This window comes from Parapedobacter brassicae (genome assembly GCF_051400755.1).
In the GTDB taxonomy this organism is placed as follows: domain Bacteria; phylum Bacteroidota; class Bacteroidia; order Sphingobacteriales; family Sphingobacteriaceae; genus Parapedobacter.
Genome location: NZ_JBLFFL010000001.1, coordinates 591,559 through 610,869, shown reverse-complemented (window position 1 = coordinate 610,869; position 19,311 = coordinate 591,559). Strand labels below are relative to the sequence as shown.

Here is a 19,311-nt window from a genome sequence, read left to right as displayed (position 1 = left end):
TGAGAAAGTGACCGCAACATGAGCGAGCTATCAAAATTGGCGCACCAGGCATTATTGCAGCCGCAGGAAGCCATGCTGGAGACAGGGAACAAGAAGAACAGCCTCTACATCGGGATACCCAAGGAGATCAGTTTTCAGGAAAACCGTGTGCCACTGACGCCGCTTTCGGTAGCGCTGCTCATTGAGAATGGCCATGAGGTGGTATTGGAAAGCGGTGCGGGGGAAGGGGCCAATTTTCTCGACCACCATTACAGTGAGCAGGGCGCGCTCATCGTACATCAAAAGGAAGAAGTATATAAAGCCAATATCATCATCAAGATCGCGCCGCCTACGATGGAGGAGATCGGCATGATGCGTAGTGGTCAGGTGCTGCTTTCTTCGCAGCAACCTACATTGATGACGCTCGAACACCTTCAGGCGCTCATGAAAAAGAAGGTCACCGCGCTTTCTTATGAATACCTGCGCGACGAGGGCAACACGCTCACCGTGGTGCGCGCCATGAGTGAAATCGTGGGTGCCACATCGGTCCTGATCGCGGCGGAATACCTGAGCAACGTATTTAATGGCAAGGGACTGATGCTGGGCGGGGTGACCGGCGTGCCGCCGACGGAGATGGTGATCTTGGGCGCGGGCACGGTCGGCGAGTTTGCCGCACGGACAGCCATTGCATTGGGTGCACAGGTCAAGGTGTTCGACAGTTCGATCTATCGGCTTAGGCGTTTACAGAACAACGTAGGCAGCCGGGTGTTTACCTCGGTCATCCAGCCCATCGTGCTGCGCAAGGCAGTCATCGGTTGCGATGTGGTCATCGGAGCCATCCGGGCCTCCAATGGACGAAGTCCGTGCATCATCAGTGAGGAGACCGTCTCGAAGATGAAGCCCAATTCGGTATTGATCGACATCAGTATCGACCAGGGAGGGTGTTTTGAGACCTCTGAGATCACGAACCATGAGCAACCGGTATTCCGGAAATACGATGTCATCCATTACTGCGTACCCAACATTGCCTCGCGGGTGGCGCGCACGGCTACCTACGCGCTGACCAACATTTTCACACCCATTCTCTTGGATATCGGTGAGATGGGAAGTATGATGAACCTGATTTGGGCAAGGCCCGGTGTCCGAAACGCGATTTACCTCTATCAAGGACACCTCACGAATAAAGATATGGCAAACAGATTTAATCTTACCCCTAAGGATTTGGATTTGCTGGTTGTGTCTAATCACTAACAAACCGTTGACCGATGAAGCGCTTAAGCATGTTATTATGTAGCAGTATCCTGCTCGCAGGAACCGTGTCCAAGGGACAGACCGTCTTGAATTTATATACGGAAGAAGTACCCAACAGTAAACCGTTCCCATTGGAAGAGACCACGGCCACGGATGACAATGGGATCACCCGTGTGTCGGGCGTGACGGTGCCCACGCTTACCCTTTATTTGCCTCCGGCAGATGTGAAGAATACAGGCAAGGCGGTGATCATCTGTCCGGGTGGCGGCTACAGCATTTTGGCCATCAGCCATGAGGGCCACGATGTGGCAAAATCGCTTGCTGCCAATGGCATAGCCGCATTTGTACTGAAGTACCGGCTGCCCAAAGCAGAAATCATGGTAGACCAGCGTATTGGTCCGCTGCAGGATGCCCAGCGCGCCATCCAGTTGGTCCGGGAGCGGGCAGATGAATGGGGGATCGCCAAGGACAAGATCGGTATTGCAGGCTTTTCGGCCGGGGGGCATTTGGCGTCGACGCTCTCCACCCACTATGCGGAGGCGCTCATCGCCAACCCCAAGGGTACATCGCTGCGCCCCGATTTTTCGTTGCTGTTGTATCCCGTTATCAGTATGCAGGAAGGGATGACCCATGGGGGGTCGCGGAATAACCTGTTAGGCAGCGATCCGGAGCAGGAAGATATCATCCGGTTTTCCAATGAATTGCAGGTGACGGCCGATACACCCCCGGCATTCTTGGTGCACGCGGAAGATGACAAGGCAGTACCCATTGGCAATAGCGAGCGGTATGTTGCCGCTTTGGAAAAGCATAACGTCAGCGCCAAGCTGATCACTTATCCGGCAGGCGGACATGGATTTGGTTTGCACAACAAAACCACGACGGACAAATGGTTTGATCATTTTTTGGAATGGCTTAACGGCATGTGAGTTGAACGCATCAATCGAACCAGCTGGAAGCTGAGCATTCGCGGGGAGCGAAGCCAGCTTGCCAGTGATTCACAAACACACATTATATCGTTTCGCCCATAGTAGGCTTTTCTTTTATGCTCACGTTTATTAGACGTAGCTGCACGCAAAACGTTGCACGCGATACCAAAAAAATATAAAGAACGTGCCTAAGTTGTAATATGCAGTAGATCAGTGTAATAGATTTTGACTCGGTTTCCCGACTGTTCGGAATCGAACAACAGGTGTCCAAAAGCGGACAATAACGATGAACCAGCACTTATCATTTCGGCGTACGCGCATTGCCCCGACACCCAGCGGGTACCTCCATTTGGGGAATGTATGCTCGTTTGCGCTCACGGCGTCGCTGGCCCGGCAATCGGGCGCACGTATTTTGCTGCGGATAGACGACCTGGATCGATCGCGGGTGAGGCGGGCCTATGTGGAAGACATCTTTGAGACGTTGAACTACCTGGAGCTGCCCTGGGACGAGGGCCCGAGCGACTACGGGCAATATGAGACTACCTATTCGCAGCGGCATCGCATGCCCTTGTATCAGGATGCGCTGGGACAATTGCGGAGACAAGGCGTGGTGTTCGCCTGCGAGTGCTCACGGACTACGTTATTTGAACACCATCCGCAAGGCTTTTATACGGGCACCTGCAGGGACAAGGGATTGCCGCTGGACGGCCCGGGGTACAATTGGCGTATCCACACGGCTGATGCGCCGCTTCCACCGGCGATGCATGATTTCGTCGTTCGGAAAAAAGATGGATTCCCGGCTTATCAGCTCACATCGTTAGTGGATGATGTACATTTCGGCGTAGATCTGATCGTCAGAGGCGAAGACCTGTTCGAGTCGACCCAGGCACAGACCCACCTCGCGAAGGTACTTGGATACGACACCTTTCTCAACGCTACGGTGCATCACCATGCCTTGCTGATGGCCGGTCAGGATGAAAAACTGTCTAAATCGACGGGAGCCACTTCCATTCAATACCTCCGCAAGCAGGGTAAGCCCAAAGAAGACGTGTACGGGATGCTCGGTGCAATGCTCGGGTTGGATCATCCGATAGCCAGTTGGCAGGCGCTGGGCGAAGCCATGCTTCCTTGAGGAAGACCCCACCGATAACCCGACGGTTACCGTCAATACCCATACTTATCCTTCCAATCGCGGCGCAGCTTCTCCCGCAACTTCTCTTCGGCGGGGTTTTTTCCGGGATCATACAACTTCGTGCCGCTCAAACCTTCGGGCATAAATTCCTGGTTTACAAAATTGCCCTCGTATGCGTGTGCATATTGGTAAGCTTTGCCGTAATTCAGTTGTTTCATCAGCTTGGTGGGTGCATTGCGGATATGAAGGGGGACAGACAAATCGCCGGTTTGCTTGACCAATGCCTGGGCTTTGTTGATGGCTTCATAAGCAGCGTTGCTTTTCGGTGACGAGGCAAGGTACGTGACGGTCTGTGAGAGTACGATGCGCGACTCCGGCCAGCCGATCACGTTTACCGCTTGAAAGCAATTATTGGCTAAGAGCAGCGCATTTGGATTGGCATTGCCGATATCCTCCGAGGCCAGAATAAGCAGCCTGCGAGCGATGAACAGCGGATCTTCGCCACCTTCGATCATGCGGGCCAGCCAATAGACGGCTGCGTTGGGGTCGCTGCCACGGATGGACTTGATAAAGGCCGATATGATGTCATAATGCTGCTCGCCGGCTTTATCGTAGATGGCCATGTTTTGCTGGACCTGCCGGAGGACGAAGTCATTGGTGATTTCGAGCGGTTGCCCGCCCGCCGCGCCGACGATTAAATCGAGTATGTTCAACAGCTTGCGGGCATCCCCGCCCGAAAGCCGGAGCAGGGCCTCATGTTCGCGCACCGTGATCTGCTGTTTGCTGAGGTATTCATCTTCGTGGATCGCCTTGTCGATAATGCTGCGCAGCTCATTTTCAGACAGGTGCTCCAATACATATACCTGGCAACGGGAAAGCAGGGCCGAGATCACCTCGAAAGAAGGGTTTTCAGTGGTGGCGCCGATCAGCGTGACCACTCCCCGCTCCACAGCGCCCAAAAGCGAATCCTGTTGCGACTTGGAAAACCGATGGATTTCATCGATAAACAGAATGGGTTGCTCTTGCTGGAAACGGCGAAGCTGTTCGGCTTTTTCGATGACCTCCCGTACGTCCTTGACGCCCGAATTGATGGCACTCAGGCTGAAAAATGGACGGTTCAGCTGTTTGGAAATGATGAAGGCAAGGGTGGTTTTGCCCACGCCCGGCGGTCCCCATAAAATCATGGAAGGGATGTTTTGCTGAAGAATGGCGTTGCGCAGCACGGCTCCTTCGCCTATAATATGCCGCTGGCCCACATAATCGTCGATCGTTGTGGGGCGCATACGCTCCGCCAATGGAATCCGAGTTGCCATGTTTTTTAGCAAAAATAGCAGGATTGCCGGACAATCGAAAAATATAAGGAACAATTTTTGTATCTTAGTGGCAGATTGGAATAATTATATGAAGGTTAAACAGAGGCTGTCAGCCCATGCAGCATGCTTTTGCTTCTCTTTTTGCGCCTTTTTGGGCAATGGTTTTGCGCAGCAGCATGTTGATTTTTCGGGCCGGATTGCAAAATACGATACTACTTTTAGCGGGATAGGTCCCGAAGTTTATTTTCTACCGCCACCAAAAACCGTCGAAGAATTGCTGGACGATCGTTATGCCGAGAAAGAAATTGACTCCGCGTTGGTGGAAGACTATGTCAACAGGATGAGGTATTATCACCGGTTTGCCATAACCGGGGGCGGTCAGGTAGCGGCGAAGTATATCCCCATTGCGGAAGCGCAATTATCAAGTGTAGAAGGTAAGCTACTAATGGCAGCAGACCAGGCTAATTCGCCGCAAGAGCGTAATCTACTGGCCGATGTCGAAAATCGTTTGGCCATGGAATATGTGGCATTGGGGGCGGTTGATCTGGCGGTTGAATTTTTCGAAAAGGCGATGCAGGCAAAGCAGACGCTGGGCAATGTAGCCGACTGGGAAGTCGTTGCCCATAACCTGTCGGTTACCTACGAATACCTCGGACAGTTAGACAAGGCCAACGGCTTGCGCCAGCAATTATATGACAGGGCCGTAAAAGCACGGAATAATAGCCGCCAAGCCGAAGCCTTGATGGAGTTGGCCTTGATAAAGGCGAAACAGGGACTTACCGCAGAGGCCGAACGGGACATCATCCGCAAGGCAGTTCCCTTGTTCCGGCGTGCACGGAATGAGGCCGGCCGTGCGGAGGCATTCCGCATGTTGGCCGATATTTACACACTGCAGCATAAGTACCCCGAGGCCCAATGGTTCTTGGTACAGGCCAAATCGATCGTCGACCGGGAGGGGCTGCCCGACCAATTGCCGGAGATCATATTCAACCTGGCCGAAACGAAGATGCATGCGGGGAACCCACGTGTGGCAATCGAAGAGTATAAGGCGGCGGACGGACTGGCCCGAAAGGATCACATGGTGGGCATGCAGCTGGCGATACAGGACGCCCTGGGCAATCTGTATCACCAAGCGGGCGATTATGATGGGGCAGCCCTTGCGCTCAACCGATATGATACCCTCAAAAACATGTTGTTCAAGGGAGAAGCACCCGTAGACAACTGACCCGATGGCGTTTGTAACAAATAAAACGCAAACAAATCCAATAGTGATCGGGTAATTATAATAAGCTTTTTTTTGATTAAATTTAACGGCTAAAATAGAAAGATGAGATTGTGGTTAACCGCAATCGGATTAAGGAATACAATAGAAAGTATGGAGAATATGTTGAAGAAAGTGTTTTTTGTGTTGTTTGTGGTAGCCATAGCAGCGTGTGGGTCTAAACCGCGCGTCAATCTGGAAACGGAGGCGGAGGCATTGAAGCCAACGGCTCAGCATGCGGTGATCGCCAAAGACGTGGTGAGTTTATTTGAATCGGTAAGCTATAAGAAGGTCCCATTTAATGATTCCATTTCGTCCATCATCTTCGATAACCTGATCGAAGCCATGGACCAGGGCAAGAATTACCTCATGCAGTCGGACCTGGATGAGTTTGAGCAATATCGTAATACATTGGGACAGGATTTCCGCGATGGGGACCTGAGCGCAGCATACCATGTTTTCAATGTCTATATGAAGCGTTACCTCGATCGGTTGAATTATGCCTTGACGCAGGTCGACGCTGCCCACGACTTTTCGGTAGACGAGCAGTATGTCTACAACCGGGAAAACGAAGGGTGGTTCGCTTCAGAATCGGAAGCCAACGATCAATGGCGGAAGCGCGTAAAATATGATCTGCTCAATTTGCGGCTTAGCGGAAACGGGAGCGATTCGGCGGCTGTAAAGCAAAAAGAGACCTTGACAAACCGGTATAAGAATTTGGTGTCGATGGCCAAAAAGACCGACAACAATGAGGCCTTTCAGGTCATCATGACCGCATTGACTGATGCCATTGACCCCCATACCAGTTATTTCAACCCGTACTTCGCTCAGCGGTTTAACGAGGAGATGGCGAACACCTTCGAGGGAATCGGCGCGCGGCTTACCACGGAAAACGAGATGGTCAAAGTGGCGGATATCATCGTAGGCGGACCGGTATATAAGGAAAAAGCGCTGCAGATCGATGATCGTATTATCGCCGTAGCGCAAGGCAAAGACGGAGAATTTGAGGAAATTATCGGCTGGAAGCTGGATCATGCGGTTGCCAAAATCAAGGGCCCCAAAGGTACGGTTGTACGCTTGAAAGTGATCCCTGCGGGACAGGAGCTCAGCGCTGAGCCGAAAATCGTATCACTGACGCGCGAACGGGTAGTCATTGAAGACGAGTCGGCCAAGCGGGAGATCAAAGAAGTGGTGGGAGATGATGGAAAGACCTATCGCGTGGGCGTGATCAGTTTGCCCAAATTTTACATCGATTTTGAAGCATACCGCAAGAATGATCCCAATTATAAGAGTACCACAAGGGATGTGCGCCTATTGCTCGATACACTGAAACAAGAGGGCGTAGACGCTGTCGTAATGGACCTGCGCTTCAACGGCGGCGGCTCCTTGCAGGAATCGATCGAGCTGACCGGCTTATTTATTGACAAAGGCCCCGTGGTACAGGTACGGGATACCCACGACCAGATCGAGGTCAATAGCGACAGCGACGGGAGCGTGGCGTGGGATGGCCCGATGGGTGTGATCATCAATCGATTCAGCGCCTCGGCATCCGAAATTTTTGCGGCGGCCATTCAAGATTACGGCAGAGGGATCATCCTGGGCTCGCAATCCTATGGTAAAGGGACCGTCCAGTCGGCCATTGACATGAGCCGGGTGATCAGCCCAACTGATCGGTTATTGCTGAGAGCACAGTCATCGGCAAACAAAGAGGGTGCTATTCCGGTAGGTGCTCCGCAGTTCGGCCAAATCAACCTTACCTTGGCCAAGTTTTATCGCATCAACGGCAGCAGTACTCAGCATAAAGGCGTAGAGCCGGATATCATATTCCCGTCGTTATACTCGGCAGAGAAATACGGCGAAGCCTCGGAACCCTCAGCCTTACCCTGGGATCAGATCAATGCATCGGATTTTGCAGCGGTGGCAGATTTGAAACCTTTTGTCGCTCAACTAGACAAGCGGCATCGCGCTCGCATGAATGATTCTCCGGCGTACAAATTCCTGCTCGAAGATATCGAACTGATGCAGCAAGAAGAGTCCAAAACCAGTGTCACCTTGCAGGAAGATAAGTTAAAAAAGGAGCGGGAGGAAGGCCGTTTGAAAAGCAAAAGCCGTACAGAAGCGCTTGAACAGATGAAAATCACCTCTATGGGAGGATTCGTGGCAAGCAACAATGCTGATGAAGGGCTCGATTTTATCCAGGAAGAGAGCCTGGCTGTAATGGCGGATTATGTAGGGTTGATGAAGAAATAAGAGCGGTATTAAAGGGAATTTCGTATCAGCACATTCGTGGGATTTCGCGCGACGACGGTTTTGCGGCGGAGGATAGCATCGCTCACCGCCTTCCCCATGGCTTCAAAATCCGTTGAAATCACCGTAATGCCATCCTCAAGGATTTCCTTGACGGCCGTATCATTATAGGAGATGAGGCCGATGTCTTTGCCGAGTTTATAACCCTTAGCACGCGCTAGTTTGATGAGTGCCACATCGTCCGTGTCATAGCGGCTGAAGGTGATGTAGGCGTTTCCCTTTTTGAAATTTTCCGCCTCTACTTCATGCTGAATAGCGTAAGGGAAATCTTGTTCCACACAGAATTTTAGGAAGCCATCTACGACATTGCGGGCATGGGTGGCTTCCGCTGGCGCGATCAGTACAAGCTTTTTGTATTTGGATAAACGTGTTTCCAATTGGCTTAAGCCATCGTAAATATCATGCTCGAAATCTTGGTATACACACGTGTACTCGCCATCCAACCCCGGCTGGTTATAGTCAATGATGATGCGTTTTTGGGCGGGGATTAAGTTGAGCGCCTCCCTGGGATCTTCTCGGAGGAACGTAACGACAACAAAATGGGTATAGCTGGCGAGGTTCTCGCGGATGAGGTTTTCGAATACCCTGAAGTTGTGATGGTGGAAGTACACATCCACATCGGCCACATCCTTAAGCTGGTCGAACAGCGTATGATAGAATTTATCCCGCATGACGTTCATCTTGTCCAACAGCAAGAATACGCGGAACGTGTGATCTACCGATTTTTTCCTGACATAGTAGCCCTTGCGGTAGATGGATTCGATGATGCCTTTTGCCAATAAATGGTTCAAACCTTTCAGCAACGTTTCCTTGCTCATGCCGAGTTGACGTTCGAATTGCTTGAGGGACGGTAGCCGGTCGCCAATATGCAGCTGGTCAGATTCGATAAGCCCATTGATGTGATCCACCAGCTGGAGGTATTTCATACGGGAATCTGATTTTGCCGCTTTGCTTGCCGTGCGGTTACTTGTTTTCTGTGATTGCATTGAACGAACCGGAAATTAAGTAGGCAAAGGTAAACAAATACCCTATCAAACCAAACCAGCAAAGAATGCTTGCGATTTTTTACTTTATTCATTATTTATCAGTGATATATGAATTATAATTAAAATTATTTGGCGGTAATAAGGAAACTGGTTATACTTGCATTGTGGTTTATTACCAGACCACACCAGACCAGTTATACGGAGGAAAGAATTAACCAATTATGATCGATTATGAATAGATTTACGTGTATTTTACTTGGCCTCTGCTGTTGGGCGACTGCGGTCGATGCACAGCAGACCATTACGGGGACTGTTACCGATGGCAATGACGGGTCGCCGCTACAAGACGTTACGGTTTCCATCCCGGAGACCAATCAAACGACCGTCACAGACGAACAAGGGAGGTATCGGATTGCCGCACAAAGCGGATCCAAGCGGCTGGTGTTTTCGCTGCTTGGCTATGCGCGCGCAGAGGAGGCGATCGCGACACGCTCCGTGATTGACATTGCCCTGACGCCCGAGGAGCAGGGATTGGATGAGGTGGTCGTGGTGGGATACGGCACGCAACGCAAGATTGAGACGACGGGTTCCATTGCCTCGGTAAAAGCGGAGGAGTTGACCCAGATGCCGGTAACCAATGTGGCGCAGGGGTTACAGGCACGGGTGGCCGGCGTACAGATCAACCAAAACTCCGGCTCGCCGGGTGGGAATATCAGCGTGCGGATACGGGGTATCAACTCGATCAACGGTAGCTCGGAACCCCTATATGTGGTAGATGGTATCCAGATTTCAAACGGCGGGGGCATCAACGAGGTGAGTCCGCTGTCTACTATTAATCCCAATGACATCGAGTCTGTGGAGGTGCTCAAAGATGCTTCGGCCGCCGCCATCTACGGGGCACGGGCGGCCAATGGCGTGGTGCTGATTACCACTAAAAGAGGTAAAGCGGGAACGACGCGGGTTGATTTCGAGAGTTACTATGGCATCCAAAACGTTTCCAAAACCCTTGACGTATTGAACGCAGCGGAATTTGGGCAGCTGGAAAATGAAGTGTTCAACGATAATTTGTATGCAGACCCGGCATCGCTGGGCGAGGGCGTCAATTGGCAGGACCTCATCTTTCAGGATGCCCCCATCCAGAACCACCAGCTCACGGTAAACGGCGGAAGCGAAAAAACCCAACTGGCACTGTCTCTCAATTATTTCAACCAGGAAGGGATCATCATCAATTCGGGATTCGAACGTTATTCCCTCCGGCTAAATATGGACCACCGCATTAACGACCGCCTGAAACTTGGAAGCAGCATTTTGGGAACCTACTCGGTGAATCAGGGCATCAGTGCCGGCTCCACCGATCTTGGGAATGCGGGCGTGGTGACAGCCAGTGTGCTGGGTGCCGCTGTGGGTGCCCCGCCAACCTTAGAAGCTTACCGTGCAGACGGCAGCCTATATCCGTTCGCTGAACAGCGCGGGGGCAGGTACCGGGAGGTTGTTAATCCACTTAACTTTACGGAAATCCTGCAGCAACGGGCGATCAAACGAACACTGGCAAACCTTTATGGCGAATACGAGATTATACCGGGTTTGGTCTACAGGGCTTCCTTTAATGTCGATATTGATGACCGGTTGCACGATACGTACTCTCCCTTATCCATCATTGCCCAGCAGGATATCAATGAAAATTCGGGCTCGGCATCCAAAGACAATCGCGATTTCCTCAACCTGTTACACGAAAGCTTGGTTACATACACAACGCAAATCGCTGACAACCATTCGTTGAAACTGACGGGATTGTTTGCAACACAGTCTGAAAGCTACAAACGCAACTTGATAGAGGCTACCGGGTTTCCGAACGATGCCACCAAGAATGAGGCACTGCAATTGGCGTTGAACCGCAACGTATCGAGCGAACGTACGCTGCAACGGTTGGATTCGTATATGGCACGTATCAATTATGGGTATAAGGATAAGTTCTTCCTGGACATTACCGGACGTGTCGATGGCTCGAGTAAATTCGGGGCAAACAACAAGTATGGGTTCTTCCCGGCTATTTCGGCAGCTTATCGAATTATCGAAGAACCTTTCCTCCAAAACATACCGCAGCTTACCGACTTGAAATTGCGCGCAAGCTACGGCACCACGGGCAACGCAGCGGGCATATCGCCTTATCAATCACTGGCGATGGTGGCAGCAAGCGGAGGTTATAATTTTAATCATGGCTGGGAAACCGGCATTGCCACAACAGGCATCGCCAACCCGGATCTGCGTTGGGAAAAGTCCACACAGACGAATGTCGGGCTTGATATCAGTTTATTCAACAATAGGTGGTCTATCGTGGCGGATTACTACCATAAGCGTACAGATGATCTCCTGTTCGTAAAGGCACTGCCCTTTTCTTCTGGTTATAACACCATTACGGGAAACTATGCTTCCCTGGAAAACAAAGGGTTTGAAGTAGCAACCAACGCCGTTATTCTGGATTCCGATGTACAATGGTCGGTTTCAGCGAACCTAACGGCCAACAGGAACAAAGTGCTCGATTTGGATGGAGGTACTACCGATGAACGTTTTATAACGAACTATACCATACTGAAGGTGGGAGAGCCCCTGGGCCTTTTTAAAACGTATGTGTTTGATGGCATCAACCAAACCGGAGAGGCCATCATTTCGGGTTACGACGGGCGCTTGGGAGGCCATAAGGTACGCGACATCAATGAAGACGGGGCCATCGATACAGAAGACCAGATTATTACCGGCGACCCCAATCCGGATTTCATCTTCGGGTTTTCGACCAACCTCAACTACAAAAACGTCGACTTAGGCATATTCCTTTCAGGCAGCTATGGCAATGATATTTACAACATCAGCCGGTTGTCATTCGAGAATCCGCTCGGACAGCGGAATCTGCTGAAGGGGATGGTGAACCGCTGGACTCCGGAAAACCCCAGCAACCAATATGTCAGCCCGTTTGTAGCAGGCAGGTTGCCTATAACAGATTATGCCATGGAAGACGGTTCTTACTTGCGCGTAAGAAACATCAACTTGGGTTATACCATTCGCTCCGCTGGGAAAATTGACCGCATCAGGTTATACGTGAGCGCCAACAATCTTTTCACGTTTACCAATTACTCCAGTTTTGACCCCGAAGTGAATACCTATGCCGGTTCCAACACGACCTTCGGTATTGACAACCTGGTCTACCCGCAGGCGAAATCAATCCTGGGAGGCATACAGGTCAGTTTTTAATGGTTAGGTTATAAAAAGAAAGAATATCATGAAAACGCTTAATACACTATATAAAGCCATTCTTTTCCTGTTCATCAGCACAGGAATATCGTCTTGCAAACTGGATGAAACCATTTACTCGTCTATTTTTACAGAAGCTTATTACCAAACCGCTTCTGATGCCGAAAAAGCACTCGTTGCTGTGTACGGTTCTATGGGTGGGCTTTATGGTGGGCCAGCAGCCTTGTTGGTTCCGGATTTCAGCGATGACCAGACCTACCCGCGTGCGGTGGTGGGGCGTAATACGCTCACGCTTTTTACAATTGAACCAACGTACACGACACAACGGAGCCAGGGGAGGATCAGCGAATCTCCGGAACAGATATGGACCTCCGCTTACCAAGGTATCGAACGGGCCAATTGGATTATCGCTAAAGTGCCTGAGACCCAAATGGACGAAACACGTAAGCAACAGATTATCGGTGAAGCACATTTCATGCGCGCATTTTATCACTGGATGCTGGCCAAAAATTTCGGAGAAATCCCAGTGAAAATCGTACCTAGTGCCACGGAAGAACAGGCCTATACGCCGAAAAGTACACTGGATGAGGTATATGCACAAATCTACGTAGATTTGGATATGGCTTATAACGCAGGGTTACCTTCGTTTCCGGCAGTAGAGCCGGGGAGACCATCACGGGAGACGGTCAACGCATTGTATGCAAAGGCGGCATTGTATCATGAAGATTGGGACACTGCCTTGCAAAAGGCCGAATTGGTGTTAACTTCGGGGGCGTATACATTAATCGATGACGCGGTTAGCCTTTTCCATTATGCGAATGAAGAGGAAGCGAGGAAGGAAGTGATCTGGGCGTTTGAAGTGGATGCCATTTCACCGGGCAACGGGCACCAGTTGGTGGGCCTAATGGGACCGTCTGGAAGCGGTGGGGTGGAATATGGCCGTACCACGTATGGTTCCATGTTTGCCTACATGGCTTTCTTCAACTCCTTCGACGAAGCAGATGAACGGAGATTGTTGCTGGATACCACCTATCTGGACAAGTCAGGCAATTGGGTACCCCAGCGAGCTATTACACCGATCACGCCCGAGGGCGTATTGATAAAAAAATATCAGGACCCTGTTTCGACAACGAGTTCGACCCGGAACATTCCAATTTTCCGGCTAGCCGACATTTATCTCATCGCAGCCGAAGCGGAAGCTCGCTTGAACGGCCCCACCGCCAAGGCGTACGGTTATGTCAATACCATTAGGAACAGGGCGGGACTTGGCGACCTGGACCCGGGATTGAGCCAGGAAGGTTTTGTGGATGCGGTGATCCAGGAACGGGCTTGGGAGTTTTTTGCTGAGGGCGACCGCTGGTATGACCTGACCCGCACCGGGAAATTCCTGGAGGTGATCCCCAATGCGGTTAACGATGTGTACCCGGTGCGAAACGTACAACCGAAGAACAGGTATTTCCCCATTCCCCAAGATGAGATAAATGCTAACCCGGAACTGACTCAGAATCCCGATTGGAATTGATGGATGATGCGTAAACAGGTATTGATCATATTGATCGCTATGGTAGGTGCGACGAACGGATGCGGACTCACGGCAAATGCTCAAGATTCGTTGGCTCACCCCGTGGAAGCATTCAACGGGGTGAGCTATGATCTACAGCTCATCCGTGATAGCGCAGGTATTCCCGAATATTACCATGCCTACATCTTCACGCCGGTATGCGATGACGATATCTGTAAGCCGGTCTATATCAATCTCTATTGGGATTTACTGGGCAACTATGTCCGCTATGCCATCCCGCCCGAGGAACCATTGACCAAAATGGATCATGCGGAATTCCATCCAGCGGAATACGAGAAGCTGCATCAGATCCTGGCTGACCCTAAGTCGTTGCTCAACGATTATAAGATGGAAGAGCTGGTTGAATCGACGACCCGCACCGTACCGGGGGAGGTAGACGCTGTTACAGGAGCCACGACCAAGTCCCTGCAGGCAGTGGTGATACCCGGGGCACTGTACACGTGCTATACCCTGTGGCACATCGTGCACGGCAGCGTGGTTGATACCATCGCCAACATCACCGATTCCATCATGGATACTCAGTTGCTGTCTCACTTTCTGACAAGCAAGAATCACCATTATCAGTACTATGCATTGGATCGAGTAGTGGATGCGGAAGGGAAGGTGGAGACCGCTTATGAACAAAAGGTCGTCGACCTGATCCGAAGCCCCAATGTGTTCTTGGCCACCCATGTCTTAAAACGACTTTCGTCTGGCTATTTTTCCGACGCTGAGGGGCAATACTGGCTATGGGAGACATTCCAGACCGGGAGCTATAGACTGAAACTCGGGGTATTGGAAAAATTGAACCAGCTATCCCTGACCGAAGGTTTGCGAGACCTATTGAAAACGCATAGACGCAGTTTCAACGAGGATATCGCCCAACGGATTGAACATTTACTAAACAAACAATCATGATGACGCATATGAAACTAGCCGTTCGTTACTTTTTTTTCCTCATCCTGCTTGTGGTGGTATCGCTGCAAGCCAAGGCACAAACCCAGCTCTTAGTTGAAACGGAATCATTCGATGATCCCGGTGGTTGGGTCATCGATCAGCAATCGTTTCCAGTGATCCAATCATCTTACCTGATGGCCCATGGTATGGGACGGCCCGTGAAAGATGCGTCAACGACGGTGCGGTTTGAGCAGCGCGGCAACTATCATTTATGGGTACGAACGAAAGATTGGGCACCATTCCCGAAAGGACCGGGGAGGTTTGAAGTGTGGGTAAACGGAAAGCAGCAGGGCGGTGTTTTTGGCGAGAGTGGCTCGGTAGATTGGAAATGGTATTATGGTGGCGAAGTTAATATTGATCAGCCCGATACAGAAATCCGTTTGAAAGACCTTACCGGGTTTAACGGGCGCTGCGATGCGTTATTGTTTAGTACCTCCGACGCCGAACCGCCGCAGGATTTTGCAGGCATGTCTAGCTTAAGGCACGAGCTTCTTGACCTGGCTGGTACAAGAGAAGACGCCGGCCAGTTCGACCTTGTGGTCGTGGGCGGAGGTGTGGCAGGTACGTGCGCGGCGATCGCTGCCGCCCGATTGGGGCTCACGGTTGCGCTCATACAGGATCGCCCCATACTCGGAGGCAATAACAGCTCGGAAGTGCGTGTGCACCTGCGAGGAGATATCGACAAAAACCATCACCCCAAACTGGGCAGAATCGTACGTGAACTCGACAACGGCGACCCAGGAAATGGCAACCCGGACGGCGGTGAGTACGGGGACCAACGGAAGCTCGACATCATTAAGTATGAAAAAAACATCAAGTTGTACCTGAATACCCATGTGTATCAGGTAGAAATGGATAAAGGCAAGATCGTGGCAGTCATTGGCCGTGATATCAAAACGAATAAAGAAACCCGGTTTGCGGGCACTTATTTTTCTGATTGCACGGGCGATGGTACCCTGGGCCACCTCGCCGGAGCGGACTACCGGATGGGGCGAGAAAGCCGGACGGAAACGGGCGAATCGCTGGCCCCGGAGAAAGCCGATGATTTTACGCTAGGGACATCCAACCTATGGGCCTCGCTGCCGGTGGACTCGGTGACCAGTTTTCCGGAAACGCCCTGGGCCTTGCCGTTTTCGGATGAATACCACATCGATGAGGTGCAGTCCGATTGGCAATGGGAAACGGGCTTTGGCAATATGAACACCATCACCGAGGCCGAAAAAATCCGGGATCATAACCTCCGCGCGGTGTACGGTAATTGGTCATATCTCAAAAACAACAAATCCGAAAAATACGGCAAGCGAGAATTGGCGTGGGTGGCCTACATCGGCGGTAAGCGTGAGTCGCGGCGACTAATGGGCGATCATATTCTCACCCAAATGGATATTCAGGAAGGGAAGCTATATCCCGATGCTACGGTGACGGCTACTTGGACCATTGATCTCCATTTTCCGCAGCAGGAAAACAGTCTATATTTTCCCGGAGAGGAATTTTTTGCGGGTACAAAACACATTAAGGTAGCGCCATACACGATACCCTACCGTTGTTTATACAGTCGTAATATCCCGAACCTGTTCATGGCCGGCCGGAACATCAGCACCACCCATGTGGCCTTTGGAAGTACCCGGGTGATGCGTACCTGTGGTATGATGGGCGAAGTGGTTGGTATGGCGGCTTCTATTGCCAAGAAACACCACACCGACCCAAGGGGGGTATATGAAGCGCACTTGGATGAGCTCATGGGCATGATCAAAGATTGAAACGACGATATTCTGTAAAAGCCAACAGTAAGTATTATGCAGCATTTTTGTACGATAGCATTCGTGTTTATTATCTTCATGCAGTCGATCTCTGCCTCCCTCCACGCGCAATCGGATGTGCGATTAGAAAACCAACACCTCCGCCTCCAGTGGGAACGCACGCCGGATGGTTATGTCCTCGCGGAAATTACGATAAACCCAAAGAACGAACCCTTAACATTGGATCATCCACAAGGGGGCTATGTAGGGCTGTATTCGCAGGACAAGCCTGACACCACCGTAAACACCAAGGTCATGAAGGAAGCGCAAGGACACGTTTTTGACGACTATAAATACATCGTGAAACGGTGGAGGGACAATTTCCGTCCCGTGCCGCTTAATACCGCGGGGGCGTCAATCTGGTTTTTCCCCGCGCAAGCAAAAGCCACTTCGCAGGGCGTTGAGTTTATTCAGCAGGATGATCGGTTCACTGCGGAGATCACCTGGACATTGGACCGTTTGCATACCCACGATGTCGTGGTCGAGATGCGTGTTAAAGCGAAGAAGGCCGGTTATTTTTCGTTTGCGACGCCCACGCTTTTCAATATCGGGCACGATGATCTGGAATGGGCGATGCTGCCCGGTTATTTTCAGGGCCGGCGTATCCAGCCGGATTTGCTGCGTGCCTATGCCTATGGGCAAGGCGTGCCAAGCCTCCCGGTGGTGGTGCGCGAACGTGCGGCGAGTACGCTCGCCCCGCTCATCCAGAACAAACGGGGTGTGACGCTGGCGGTGATCCCAGCGCCAGGCATCGCTACCGATCCTTGGTCGGCCAGTAAGGACTCGCGGGCAGAATGGCGACTCGGGCTCTCCCTGATGAACCGGCAAGGACAGCTTTCCCCCACGCTTTACTATCCCGTATTGGGCGAGGTGGATTCCTACATGAATGCAGGCGACGAACGCATCTTCCGATTCCGGTATTCGCTGCAACGCAATGAATGGTTTAATGTGTACAAGCATGCCATTTACGACGTTTATGAATTTGAGAAAGCGGTTAAACTGAAGAACACACGCGAATCACTCTCTAATCGTATCCTTTCGATGTTGAAATATCTTAAAGATGACAGTACCTCGTTATGGAATGTGCGGAATTACCAAGGATTGCAAATCGGTGCACAGTCGTATTTGGGCGGTGTGGTGGGGGCCGACAAAGACGCCATGAAAAATGCAGATTACGGTGCGATGTGGATGTTGGCGCGGCTTACCGGGGATTCCCTGTTGAACGCAACGCGGTTATTGCCCGCAAGAAATTTTAAGCTGACGCAGCAGCAAACGGAAGGGGGTTTCTTTAAGGGGGCCGCCATGGGGCAGTATTACCTGTGGAAAAGCGAACGCTTTACCGAAGAATGGGGCGACCATGTGGAACCCATAGCGCTCACCTATTACACCATGCTTGACATCGGCAACATCCTGCTTTTTGAGCCGGATGATGAGGAACTGAAAGACCGCTTACGGAGCGGGGCGGACAAATTGCTGGATTGGCAGCAAACGGACGGAAGCTGGGTGGTAGCCTATGACCGGCATACCGAGCAACCTGTATTTACTGATCAACTGGATCTGCGCCCCACGTTCTACGGGTTGCTGGTGGCCTACCGTCTATTAGGGGATGAAAAATACCTTCAAGGCGCTATCAAAGGGGCAAATTGGTATGTTGAGAACGCCGTAGATCAGGGGCATTTTCTCGGTGTATGCGGTGATGTCCGGTTTGTGCCGGATTTTGCTACCGCGCAAAGTGCACAGGCGTTGCTCGACCTATATGAATTGACCACTGACAAGACCTATCTTCAAGCGGCGATTGATGCCGCTAAGATCTACACGGGTTCCATCTATACGCACCCCATCACGTCACAACGGTTGAAGGAAGTAAATGGAAAACAGAAAGAGGATTGGGAAATTACCCAGGTCGGCCTTAGTTTTGAACATGGGGGCACCTTGGGATCGGCGAACGGTGGCGGCCCGATACCGTTGGCGAGCCATGCCGGACTTTTCGTACGGATGGCTGATTTGACTGGAGAAAAACTCTTTTTGGATATGGCCCGTGCGGCCGCTTGGGGGCGGGATGCTTTTGTGGATTCGGCCACGCATGTGGCATCGTATTACTGGACGCGTATGGACGAAGGCCCGGGGCCGTTTCCTCATCATGCATGGTGGCAGGTAGGGTGGATCACCGATTACCTGATGGCAGAAATTACTTCCAGATCCAACGGACAGATAAGTTTCCCGAAGGGTTTTATCACACCAAAAGTAGGCCCCCATCAGCCTTATGGGTTTGCCGCGGGGGAAATCTTCGGTGCATCGGCAGATTTGTATTTGCCAGAAGACTTGGTGTCAGTCAGTAACCCGCGGGTTGATTTTATGGCGGCAAAAGCAACACATAGAAAGGATGTGTACCTTATTTTATTAAATAACAGTACCCGGGATCAGCAAAGTTCGGTTTCGCTTGGGGGTCTTCAGGCACGGGAGCTGTCTTCGCAGGCAGCATTGCTGGATGAAAAAGGAGATAAGCTCCAAGCGCTGCCATTGGAAGAAGGGGTTTTTCGGGTGGATATCCCAGCATTGGGGCTGAGGGTAGTGAAATTAGGTAACTAAGGGA

12 protein-coding genes are annotated in these 19,311 nt (G+C 51.3%); 10 read left to right on the top strand and 2 right to left on the bottom strand.

Annotated elements, in window-relative coordinates:
• The first annotated feature begins 18 nt into the window (after positions 1–18).
• The 3 genes from ACMGDE_RS02435 to ACMGDE_RS02425 all read left to right on the top strand — a co-directional run bounded on the left by ACMGDE_RS02435 (position 19) and on the right by ACMGDE_RS02425 (position 3,288).
• Positions 19–1,230 carry an alanine dehydrogenase gene (locus ACMGDE_RS02435; RefSeq protein WP_436831165.1) on the top strand — a complete coding sequence of 404 codons (1,212 nt, stop codon included), beginning with the start codon at positions 19–21 and terminating at the stop codon, positions 1,228–1,230.
• 14 nt (positions 1,231–1,244) lie between these two features.
• The gene (locus ACMGDE_RS02430) at positions 1,245–2,156 is read left to right on the top strand and encodes an alpha/beta hydrolase (protein WP_436831164.1); all 912 of its coding nucleotides are present in this window, start codon (positions 1,245–1,247) and stop codon (positions 2,154–2,156) included.
• Between the two features lie 286 nt (positions 2,157–2,442).
• Positions 2,443–3,288, top strand: coding sequence for a glutamate--tRNA ligase family protein (locus tag ACMGDE_RS02425; RefSeq protein WP_436831163.1), 846 nt, complete (start codon positions 2,443–2,445; stop codon positions 3,286–3,288).
• Positions 3,289–3,320: 32 nt separating this feature from the next.
• On the opposite strand, the gene ACMGDE_RS02420 is transcribed toward ACMGDE_RS02425, so the two are convergent.
• A complete protein-coding gene (locus ACMGDE_RS02420; RefSeq protein WP_436831162.1) occupies positions 3,321–4,601 on the bottom strand; it encodes a replication-associated recombination protein A in 1,281 nt (426 codons plus the stop codon).
• 88 nt (positions 4,602–4,689) lie between these two features.
• Between ACMGDE_RS02420 and ACMGDE_RS02415 the strand changes: the two genes are divergently transcribed.
• Both ACMGDE_RS02415 and ACMGDE_RS02410 read left to right on the top strand, forming a co-directional pair.
• On the top strand, positions 4,690–5,826 hold the full coding sequence (locus tag ACMGDE_RS02415) for a tetratricopeptide repeat protein (RefSeq protein WP_436831161.1): 1,137 nt from the start codon (positions 4,690–4,692) through the stop codon (positions 5,824–5,826).
• Between the two features lie 150 nt (positions 5,827–5,976).
• Positions 5,977–8,112 (top strand): carboxy terminal-processing peptidase, encoded by a 2,136-nt coding sequence (locus tag ACMGDE_RS02410; protein WP_436831160.1) that lies wholly within the window; start codon positions 5,977–5,979, stop codon positions 8,110–8,112.
• 8 nt (positions 8,113–8,120) lie between these two features.
• Here the strand turns inward: ACMGDE_RS02410 and ACMGDE_RS02405 are convergent, their stop codons facing one another.
• Positions 8,121–9,095, bottom strand: coding sequence for a GntR family transcriptional regulator (locus ACMGDE_RS02405; protein WP_436831159.1), 975 nt, complete (start codon positions 9,093–9,095; stop codon positions 8,121–8,123).
• A 291-nt stretch (positions 9,096–9,386) separates the two neighbouring features.
• Here ACMGDE_RS02405 and ACMGDE_RS02400 point away from each other — a divergent pair, with 291 nt between their 5' ends.
• The 5 genes from ACMGDE_RS02400 to ACMGDE_RS02380 are packed head-to-tail and all read left to right on the top strand — an operon-like array spanning position 9,387 to position 19,307.
• The gene (locus ACMGDE_RS02400; protein WP_436831158.1) at positions 9,387–12,401 is read left to right on the top strand and encodes a SusC/RagA family TonB-linked outer membrane protein; all 3,015 of its coding nucleotides are present in this window, start codon (positions 9,387–9,389) and stop codon (positions 12,399–12,401) included.
• Between the two features lie 28 nt (positions 12,402–12,429).
• On the top strand, positions 12,430–13,923 hold the full coding sequence (locus ACMGDE_RS02395) for a RagB/SusD family nutrient uptake outer membrane protein (RefSeq protein WP_436831157.1): 1,494 nt from the start codon (positions 12,430–12,432) through the stop codon (positions 13,921–13,923).
• Between the two features lie 3 nt (positions 13,924–13,926).
• Positions 13,927–14,880 (top strand): hypothetical protein, encoded by a 954-nt coding sequence (locus ACMGDE_RS02390; protein WP_436831156.1) that lies wholly within the window; start codon positions 13,927–13,929, stop codon positions 14,878–14,880.
• A complete protein-coding gene (locus ACMGDE_RS02385) occupies positions 14,877–16,679 on the top strand; it encodes an FAD-dependent oxidoreductase (RefSeq protein ID WP_436831155.1) in 1,803 nt (600 codons plus the stop codon). Before ACMGDE_RS02390 ends, ACMGDE_RS02385 begins: the two co-directional genes overlap by 4 nt.
• 36 nt (positions 16,680–16,715) lie before the next feature.
• Positions 16,716–19,307 carry a GIY-YIG nuclease family protein gene (locus ACMGDE_RS02380; protein ID WP_436831154.1) on the top strand — a complete coding sequence of 864 codons (2,592 nt, stop codon included), beginning with the start codon at positions 16,716–16,718 and terminating at the stop codon, positions 19,305–19,307.
• Positions 19,308–19,311: the final 4 nt, after the last annotated feature.

Bases quoted from the DNA above. Each gene is read 5' to 3' on its own strand.
- ACMGDE_RS02435 (WP_436831165.1), top strand. From the start codon at position 19: ATGAGCGAGCTATCAAAATTGGCGCACCAGGCATTATTGCAGCCGCAG.
- ACMGDE_RS02430 (WP_436831164.1), top strand. From the start codon at position 1,245: ATGAAGCGCTTAAGCATGTTATTATGTAGCAGTATCCTGCTCGCAGGA.
- ACMGDE_RS02425 (WP_436831163.1), top strand. From the start codon at position 2,443: ATGAACCAGCACTTATCATTTCGGCGTACGCGCATTGCCCCGACACCC.
- ACMGDE_RS02420 (WP_436831162.1), bottom strand. From the start codon at position 4,601: ATGGCAACTCGGATTCCATTGGCGGAGCGTATGCGCCCCACAACGATC.
- ACMGDE_RS02415 (WP_436831161.1), top strand. From the start codon at position 4,690: ATGAAGGTTAAACAGAGGCTGTCAGCCCATGCAGCATGCTTTTGCTTC.
- ACMGDE_RS02410 (WP_436831160.1), top strand. From the start codon at position 5,977: ATGGAGAATATGTTGAAGAAAGTGTTTTTTGTGTTGTTTGTGGTAGCC.
- ACMGDE_RS02405 (WP_436831159.1), bottom strand. From the start codon at position 9,095: ATGAAATACCTCCAGCTGGTGGATCACATCAATGGGCTTATCGAATCT.
- ACMGDE_RS02400 (WP_436831158.1), top strand. From the start codon at position 9,387: ATGAATAGATTTACGTGTATTTTACTTGGCCTCTGCTGTTGGGCGACT.
- ACMGDE_RS02395 (WP_436831157.1), top strand. From the start codon at position 12,430: ATGAAAACGCTTAATACACTATATAAAGCCATTCTTTTCCTGTTCATC.
- ACMGDE_RS02390 (WP_436831156.1), top strand. From the start codon at position 13,927: ATGATGCGTAAACAGGTATTGATCATATTGATCGCTATGGTAGGTGCG.
- ACMGDE_RS02385 (WP_436831155.1), top strand. From the start codon at position 14,877: ATGATGACGCATATGAAACTAGCCGTTCGTTACTTTTTTTTCCTCATC.
- ACMGDE_RS02380 (WP_436831154.1), top strand. From the start codon at position 16,716: ATGCAGCATTTTTGTACGATAGCATTCGTGTTTATTATCTTCATGCAG.